This is a genomic window from Okeania sp., assembly GCF_035285525.1.
In the GTDB taxonomy this organism is placed as follows: domain Bacteria; phylum Cyanobacteriota; class Cyanobacteriia; order Cyanobacteriales; family Microcoleaceae; genus Trichodesmium.
The window spans coordinates 54,536-63,668 of the sequence record NZ_JAYKGW010000042.1; the positions used below are offsets into that span (position 1 = coordinate 54,536).

3 protein-coding genes are annotated in these 9,133 nt (G+C 34.5%); all 3 read right to left on the reverse strand.

Annotated elements, in window-relative coordinates:
- Positions 1 to 136 precede the first annotated feature (136 nt).
- The 3 genes from amt to VKJ25_RS04875 all read right to left on the reverse strand — a co-directional run bounded on the left by amt (position 137) and on the right by VKJ25_RS04875 (position 8,473).
- Positions 137 to 3,748, reverse strand: coding sequence for an ammonium transporter (gene amt / locus VKJ25_RS04865; protein WP_324235496.1), 3,612 nt, complete (start codon positions 3,746 to 3,748; stop codon positions 137 to 139).
- 1,213 nt (positions 3,749 to 4,961) lie between these two features.
- Positions 4,962 to 5,912: a peptidoglycan-binding domain-containing protein gene (locus tag VKJ25_RS04870; RefSeq protein ID WP_324235497.1), complete on the reverse strand. Its 951-nt coding sequence runs from the start codon at positions 5,910 to 5,912 to the stop codon at positions 4,962 to 4,964.
- 1,022 nt (positions 5,913 to 6,934) lie between these two features.
- Positions 6,935 to 8,473 (reverse strand): carboxypeptidase M32, encoded by a 1,539-nt coding sequence (locus tag VKJ25_RS04875; protein ID WP_324235498.1) that lies wholly within the window; start codon positions 8,471 to 8,473, stop codon positions 6,935 to 6,937.
- Positions 8,474 to 9,133: the final 660 nt, after the last annotated feature.

The following is a 9,133-nucleotide window of genomic DNA, read 5'->3' on the forward strand; positions in this document are numbered from 1 at the left end:
CTTTGGAGGATAAGGTTATACCATCAGTATTAGCTAAAATTCCTAGCTTGTCAGGGTACAGTTCCCGAAAAATTGGAGACCAAACCCCTACAGCCTTAAATTCTACCAATACTAACGGATTTGATATCACTACTCCCTACTCCCTACTTCCTACTCCCTTTCCTTGCAAAATATAAGCCTTCATTTTTCCCTTACCCTTTATATCAATGAATCCTCGTTCTGTAAATAAAAATTTGTGCTGCAAAATCCGATAAGTATTCTCTGTAACTTGGATTAATCCTGGTATGCCATGAGATTCCATGCGACTAGCAATATTTACGGTATCACCCCATAGGTCGTAGATAAATTTCTTACGTCCAATTACACCAGCTACTACGGGGCCAGTATTAATACCAATCCGAATCCGAAAATCTCGTTGATGCTCATTAGTAAAATGTTCTACTTCTTTTAATATATCTAGAGCCATTAAAGCGATCGCTTCGGTATGATTTTTCATTGGTTGAGGCAACCCACCGACAACCATATAAGCATCGCCAATAGTTTTAATTTTCTCTAAATTATACTTTTCTGCTAATAAATCAAACCTGGAAAAAATCTCATTTAACCAATAAACTAATTGCTCAGGATGAACGGAACTTGCTAACTCAGTAAAGCCTACTAAGTCTGCAAATAAAACTGTAACTTCGGCAAAGTCTTCTGCAATAATTTCTTGATTTTCTTTTAATTTATCAGCAATAGGTTTAGGGAAAATATTTAATAGTAATTTTTCTGACTTTTCCTGTTCTAAAAGTAAAGCTTGTTCTGTTTTTTTTCTTTCAGTTATATCACGACAAAGAGCTAAAATTAAATTACTATTACCTGCTTGTAATAAACCCCGACGTATTTCTACTGGAAAAGTTTTACCATTTTGGCATTTGTGTATTTTTTGTATAGTTATCGGTAAGCCAGGAATTAATTCTTGCCACTTTTGCTCAATTTCTTCTGATAAATTTACCTCAATATCTTGTATATAAAGATTCAATAATTCTGCACGAGTATATCCTAAACTTTGAGAAGCAATTTGATTGACATCAATAATTTTTCCTTGCAAATCGTGAATAATAAAAGCATCTGCTGCTTGTTCCATAATAGCTCTAAATTTTTCCTCACTTTCTCGCAAAGCTGCTTGTGCTAATTTCCTTTCAGTTATGTCTCGTATGGCAGTTACTTTATGTTGATTTCCATGATAAAAAAATTTTTTTGCTTCTATTTCTATGGGAAAAGTAGAGCGGTCTTTTCTAAGTCCAAATACTTCATAAGGTTTCTCATATCCAGAACTCAAATTTTGCCGTACTAAGTCTTGATATTTTGAGTCTATTAATTCTAATCCATTCATGCCTATCATTTCTGATAGTTCATATTGAAACATTTGCAAAGCTGCACTATTTGCATCAACTATTTCTCCTAGTTCGTGAATAATAATTGCCTCAAAAGTTGCTGTAGATAAACTCCTAAATCTTTTTTCGTTTTCTCGAAGTTTTACTTCTGCTTTTTTTCTTTGAGAAATGTCTCTAAAAGTTCCGGTGTAAAATTTTATTTGATTTAATTTGGCTTCTCTAATAGCAATTTCCATAGGAAATAAAGAACCATCTTTGCGAATACCAACTAACTCGTAAAGATTTCCTGTCTCAGCAATATTAGATATCAAAAATTCTATATAATATTTTTTTTGATTGCTTTTTTTTTCTGCCTCTAAATCTGTTTGAATATCTGCTGAATTTGACTCTGCTAAATGAAGAAAATTTGGAAAATAAGACTGCCAGTTTTCCGGTTTAATATCCTCATTATTAAATCTATAATAAACATCTCCAATTTCTTGATTTGGAGAGAATATAAAACTTGGATAAACCCAGAAGTTTAATGGTTCTAATATTGATTTATTTACAGAAGGAAATAAATCATGACCGTTGATTTTTTCCATTGTTAATGGATTAATAGTAAAATCAAGTATTTTAACAACAGGGATTCCTACTAATTCTTCAGACTTATAACCAAATATTTTCTCAACGCTAGGATTTGCACTAATAATTTCTAGTCCTGATTTACTAAAAGTTATAATTCCATCTTTAGCAACCTTAATAATAGCATCATTTCTGGCAGTAACTTCTTCCAAAGCATCCATAACCTGATTATATCTTTCTGCAATTTGACCTACTTCTGTAAAAGGTTCTACAGGCACTCTTAAACTTAAATCTTGGTTACGAGCTTGAGAATTCATTACTTCAAAAAAATCTAATATTTCGGTTTTAGCATTGTGTTCAGAAACATTTAAACCAATATACTCATCTTCTCTAGAAACTCGGAATAAAAAAAACTTATTTGTAATTAATAAAATTGGATATACAACACAAAATCCTAATATAAAAGCAGTACAAATTCCTAATAATTGAACAGTTAATTGTTGACTAAAACTAAGACCAGTATCTAATACTTCCCTCTTAGCAAATAAAGCTACTGCTAAAGTACCCCAAATACCCGCACCAAGATGAACTGGAATAGCTCCGACAGCATCATCAATCTGAATTTTTTCTAAAGCGTGCCCGACCACAATACTAACTATGCTACCAATAGCACCAATAACCACCGCAGAAAAAGCTGTAACTGCATGACAACTAGCTGTAATAGCAACGAGACCAGCTAAAGTTCCATTAATCAGTAGTTCAGCAGTGGGGATGCCAACAATATACCAACTAATCCCAAGAGTAACCATCATTCCTGCTACACTAGCAAGAACTGTATTGACAATAATATCAGCTACTTGTTCATTCAAGACTAGGGTGCTGCCACCATTAAACCCAAACCAACCAAACCAAATTAACATAGCTCCCAAAACTGATAGAGGCAAATTAGAACCATGAATTTTTTGCGGTGGGCGATCAGGAGGAAATCTACCAGTACGAGGTCCAATAACGAATAAAGCGGCCAAAGAAACCCAACCCCCAATACTATGAACAACTGTGGAACCTGCGAAGTCAATAAAACCACGTTGTCCTAACCAACCTGTTGATATACCTGCATTAACTCCATTCCAAACCCAATGACCAAATATGGGGTAAATAAAACCGGAAACTAGGAAGGTAATAAATAGATAGGCCGCAAATTTCATTCGTTCAGCTACAGCGCCAGAAACAATAGTTGTTGCTGTGCCACAGAACATGACTTGGAATAGAAATAAAGCGATATCAAAAGGTTGCAGTTCAGTTCCCAAGAAGAAATTGGTATGGCCAATTAATCCACTATAAGATGCCCCAAACATAAAGGCAAACCCAAAAGCCCAAAAACAGGCAACTGAAACACCAAAATCGGTTAAGTTTTTAATAGCAACGTTAATACTATTTTTTGACCTAGTAAGTCCGGATTCTAAACACATAAATCCAGGCTGCATGAGAAATACTAATCCAGAGCAAAGTAATATCCACAAAATATCAATTGTTTGATATGTAAGTTCAGATTCTGAGGTTAATATATTATTGTTAAATTTGGATTTATTTTTTCTTTTAATAACAGTTTGGGGATTATAGTATAAATTTGTGGATTTAATTAAATATTCTTCTGGTGAAAGTTGAGATTTTTTCCATTCTTTGACTTCTTTTGTATTAGTTATTTGCTGATAATTATTTGTATGTTTATTGATTGGCGACCCTTGTAAAATGGTTAATGTTAGAGTCAGAAAGAATATAATAATTCCTAAAATATATTTTCGAGGCATAGATACGGTTCCCGAAAAATCGGGGCTTTTTTTAGATATTTTTTAAGTTAATTTTGTGGTCAGGATTCAGCGGTTAGTTATTAGGTATCAGTTACTCAAAAAGTAGAGATAAAAAGTTGGAATTAGTGTGGAGAATACACAAGTCCTGATATTGAAGTAAGTTGGATAAATTCTCTGAGGATAAAGTTGATTATGTATCCGATATTTTTTACTTCAATGGTAATAGAGAATATTGTTCCCAAAAGTAAAGATCGCCAGAGATTAAATGATTAAGAATAATGTATATAATATGTGATTTTACTTATGATGGGTCTAGTTTTTATGATGTAAAACTCTTGGTTCAAAGAGGTTTATATTACAAAATAAAGTGCTGTAGATTCAGCACTTTCCGTTATTATGAGAGATACAATCGGGGGCAAGATGCGCCCACTACAAAACTTTCACTATTTACCCTATACCTCATTTGTCCGAAATATGCTGTAAAACCTACTTATCAATATATCATATTGTTAGTCGATATTTCTCACTTCAAAAGTAATATCAGACATTTTTTTAGGAAGAAATTTAATTAGAGGCTGAGTTATTAAGAATAAAGTTTATAGTTCCTATGTAGTATGTAATTTCCCTTAAGAATATCATATCTGTTAGTATTGATTGTGTAAAAGCCGACAAAACAGTTAACTGATAACTGAAAAAGGGGGGGCGGGTTTTTTTCAGTTGATGAACTTTTCTTAAATCCCTGGTGAAACCCGCTGAGGGGGCGGGTTTTTTTCAGTTGATGAACCTTTCTTAAATCCCTGGTGAAACCCGCCCCTACATTCCCTGGTGAAACCCGCCCCTACAGTCCCTGGGGAAACCCGCCCCTACATTCCCTGGGGAAACCCGCTTAGTTATTTCAGGGCGATCACTACTTTTGGGAATCAAAGATAACTGATAACTGATAACTGAAAAGCAATCAGCGATTTTAATACTTTTCGCTGATTGCTTTTCATGCCATTCTTATGTAAAGCTGCACAGAATTATTAACTTTTTAATTTATCTATAATTTTATCTGCAGTTATTTATAATAATCATTTATTCTATGCAACTTCATATTCAATTGGTATTATTAAAGTTGACATATTTTGACTGGAATTATGGTCTGAAAATATCAAAAAATCAACTTCAGTATTTTTCTAATTTAAGCCGGAAATGCTAATAACTGAAATGACTTTTAATTGTTACTAAAAGCTTCCCAGGTTTTTTCGTTAACTATTCCATCAATCTCTATTCCTTGAGATTTTTGAAATTCTTTGACTGCTGCTACAGTTTTCATGCCAAATATTCCGTCGATTGGTCCTGGATTAAAACCCATTGTTTCCAGACGAAGTTGTAAAGTTTTGACTTTAGACCCCCTGTCACCTTTAGCTAATATCTTGTCTGTTTCGACTACTTGGTTTTGCTTGGGAGTCGTTGCTTTTGCTATTTCAGGAGATGGTTGAGAAACTATCGGTGGTGTTTCTCTTTGTATAGGTAAAGCAGGAGCTATCGGTAATTCTTCTTTAAAAGGTGGGGGAGAAACTATCGGTGATTTTTCTTGAATAGGTGAACGAGAAACTATTGATGGCGTTTCTCTTTCCAGAGGTGAACGAGAGACCAATGAAGGTTTAGCTAGAGATGTCCAAGTAATTTCATCAACTATACCTGTGACAGTCAAACCCGCAGACTCTTGAAAATCTTTTACTGTTTTTGTTGTCCGGGCACCAAATACACTATCTATAGTACCTGGATCAAAACCTCTTGCTTGCAAACGTCTTTGTACTGCCCAGACTTCAGCACCTCGATCGCCTTCTGATATATTCTTTTGGTTTGTTTGTTTTTGAGGAACTCCAGAATAGAAAGGTTTAGAGAATAATTTAGTTTGAGTAGGTTGCTCAGAAAATCTAGAATTTCCAGGAATTAAAGGTATTAGAAAATTTTGATTTTTGGGTTTTTCTGAGAACTTAGTTTTGATTCTGTCTGTTTCACTTAAGGTAAAATTTTTAGATTTTAATTGACTAATTAAGTTTTCTTCTTCTTCTTTAGTTAAAGACTCTGTTTTATTAGAAGCGATCGCTCTGTCGAAGTTTAAGTTAAACAGGGCAGCTACACTTAATAGAGTCGTAATAGTAGGAACACGCATCATAATAATTTGGTTGTGATGGTTAATGTTTTTGTAAGCAGTCAGCTATCAGCTATCAGCTATCAGCTTTTTAGTTAACAACTAGAGCTACTCGTTTTACTGCTTCAAGTATCTGTTTGAAAATTTAGTAGCAGTTAAACAAATTATTGCTTCATTAATGAAAAAGCTATTAATGAAGTTCCTCCAAAGGAAGCTACCTGACTGCTAATAGCTGATGACTGAATGCTTACTTTTACAATTCAGACTTTAGTTACAATTAGTTAAGACAAAAAAACACTACAGTTACATTGTTCATATTATCATCTTCTATAAATTTTCCAATAACATAAGAAGTTTTTTTGTACATTATTGCTAATTACTTCCAGTTAATCTAATTATCCGGAATGTGTCATTACAGCCTTACTTGTTGTTACCCCCTGGGTATGTCATACCAATTTCTAATTTGTAAGCATTTCCTGCGGAATGCGCTCCCATTGAGCTATTAGCATTCAACTTTTAGATATTGTCAGGAATTAAGTAAGACTTGCTGATTAAATCTAAAAGTATTCATAGATAAATATTTCACTATTTTTAGGGTCTGATTTCTCCGGAACCGTCATTTCAGTTATCAGTTATCAGTTATCAGTAGAGAGTGAATCTCCGGCTTTAGTCGGAGGCTTGAAATACTGAATTAAGTGTTTTTTAATCTCCGAACAAAAGGAAGCTTTATACCTAATTTTTTAGTAAAAATGCAACTTTTTAAACCGATAAAATTGAAAAAGTTAGCATCTTACATTAACTAAAACAGAAAAATTAAGCAACTATTTTTTCAACTATTTCCTTTGCAACACCCCGTTCATGCTTATTCTGTAAGGACGTTGCAGTAAGGACGTTGCATGCAACGTCCCTACCAAGTGCAAAAAGCTTCTTCAGCAAACCCTAATTAACTCAAAGATTAGAAATCCTAATAGCTGAATGCGAGTGCATGACCCAGGAAATACTTACATTTAATTTATAACTTTATCTGTTTTGAACGAACTTTTTATTCAAGCAATAATTGCAAAATTAAGATTATATATATTGCTATATTTATCTTGAATGTAACTAATAAAAGGCTCAATACTTAAAGATTTACCTGTCACTTGATTTATTAATTCATTAGCAGTATACTTACGACCATGTTGATAAATATTTTGTTTTAACAATTGACGTAGAAGAGTAAAATTACCTCGTTCAATACCAAAAGTAACTTCCGGATCAAATTTAACTATTGCTTCATAAATTTGAGCTGCGATTAAATTCCCTAAAGCATAACCTTGAAACATTCCGCCAATCATTTCGCCATACCAATGTACATCTTGCATTACCCCTTCACTATCATTAGCAGGAACAATTCCTAAATCTTTTTTATAACTTTCATTCCAAGCTTCAGGCAAATCTTTAACACTTAATTTACCCTCCAACATAGCTAACTCTAAATTAAATCTAATCATTACATGAAGATTGTATGTCACCTCATCAGCATCAGTACGAATAGGTGACTTTACCACCTTATTAATAGCTTGATGAAACTCGGAAATAGAAACACGACTGAGTTGGGGAAGGAAAATACCCTGAAGTTGGGGATAAAAATATTCCCAAAATCCACGACTACGACCTACAATATTTTCCCATAATCTAGATTGGCTTTCATGGATACTACTACAAGTTCCTTTCGCCAGAGGAGTACCCTCTAACTCCGGAGATATCCCCTGTTCATAAAGAGCATGACCTACCTCATGGATACTACTAAACAAAGCCTCACTAAAATTATTTTCATACACCCGGGTGGTCATACGCACATCCCCAATAGAAAAGCTAGAGGTAAAAGGGTGGGGCGTTTCATCTTGTCGTCCCCGTTGAAAGTCAAAACCAATACGTTCAATGACAGAACGTCCAAACTTGAGCTGTTTTTCTTTGGGATAATGTTGATACAGACAAGAGTCGTCTATGGGTGGAGCAGAGGCGATCACTTCCGCAATGGGTAATAATTTTTGGCGCAGTTCCTTGAATAGAGGCCGAAGGATGGAGACTGTCATGCCTTCGTCTACAAAGTCGATGAGGGGATCGGCGATGTGTTTGTAGGGGAAAAAGCTGGCTAGTTCTTGACTTAACTCTAATGTTTTTTCTAAGTATGGTTGGACTAGGGAGAAGTTTTTGAGTGATTTGGCCTTAACCCAAGCTTCATAACATACGGTTTGATGTTGAGAAAGTTTTGCCATAAATTCTGATGGGACTCGGACAGCACGCTCGTAGTCTCGGCGAGTAACGCGAATTAAGCTGGCTTCGGTAGAGTAGTAGGGGAGGCTTTTTTCATAAGCTCGGAGCTCTTCGAGCAGTTGGTATATATTTGGATCGGTAAATTTTTCATGGGCAAATTTTCTCAGAGTGGCTATTTGTCTGCCTCTGGCAAAGGTTCCTCCGGTGGGCATATAGGTGGTTTGGTCCCAGTTTAGGACGCTGATGGCTACTTCTAGGTCTTGTATTTGAGTAAGACGATTTTTGAGTTCTAGGTATTTTGGTTCACAAAGGCTGATGGTTGACATAATGACAAAAAAATGTTATGTGATTAGGCTTTGGTTTAATGTTTTGCCTGTTAGGTGGGGTGGAATACATGATGTTTATAGTAGAGCGCATCTTGCCTAATTTTATTACTTAAGTATAGTCAAGTTTAGGCTTTTGGTAACATATTTATCAGGATTTACGCAGGGACTCTAGATATAGTGCTTAAAACTATTGTACAATAGTTTTTCAACTCTATATATAGTGCATTGGGGTAAGTCCTGTTTATGATGAAAGACAAAACTCAACAGGCAAAGGTGGGAAAAATATGATAAGACCTTTTTAGCATAGACATCTGGTCTGTGATATCTCAGAAGGGAATAGGGAATTTTAAAATTAGAGATGTTTTATGAAACGTTCCTACTTTGATATGTTAATTAATTATACTTCCTCATTTCTACAAAGAATTAAGTTGAGAATATTTGGTTCATTGGAAGTTAAAAGATAGCGCTCGCTATAAATTTTTCTCGCATTTCTACTCAACTATAAAAGTGAAAAACAATAAGGGGAAATTAGAGATATTTTCTACCAATGGGTAAAGTATTTGAGGAGGAATAAGGAGAATTTTCAGAGTGGCAAAGTATTCCCAGATTTTGCCGAGATTTTTAAGTTCATATTTTCTCATTTCTACAAAGAATTAAGTT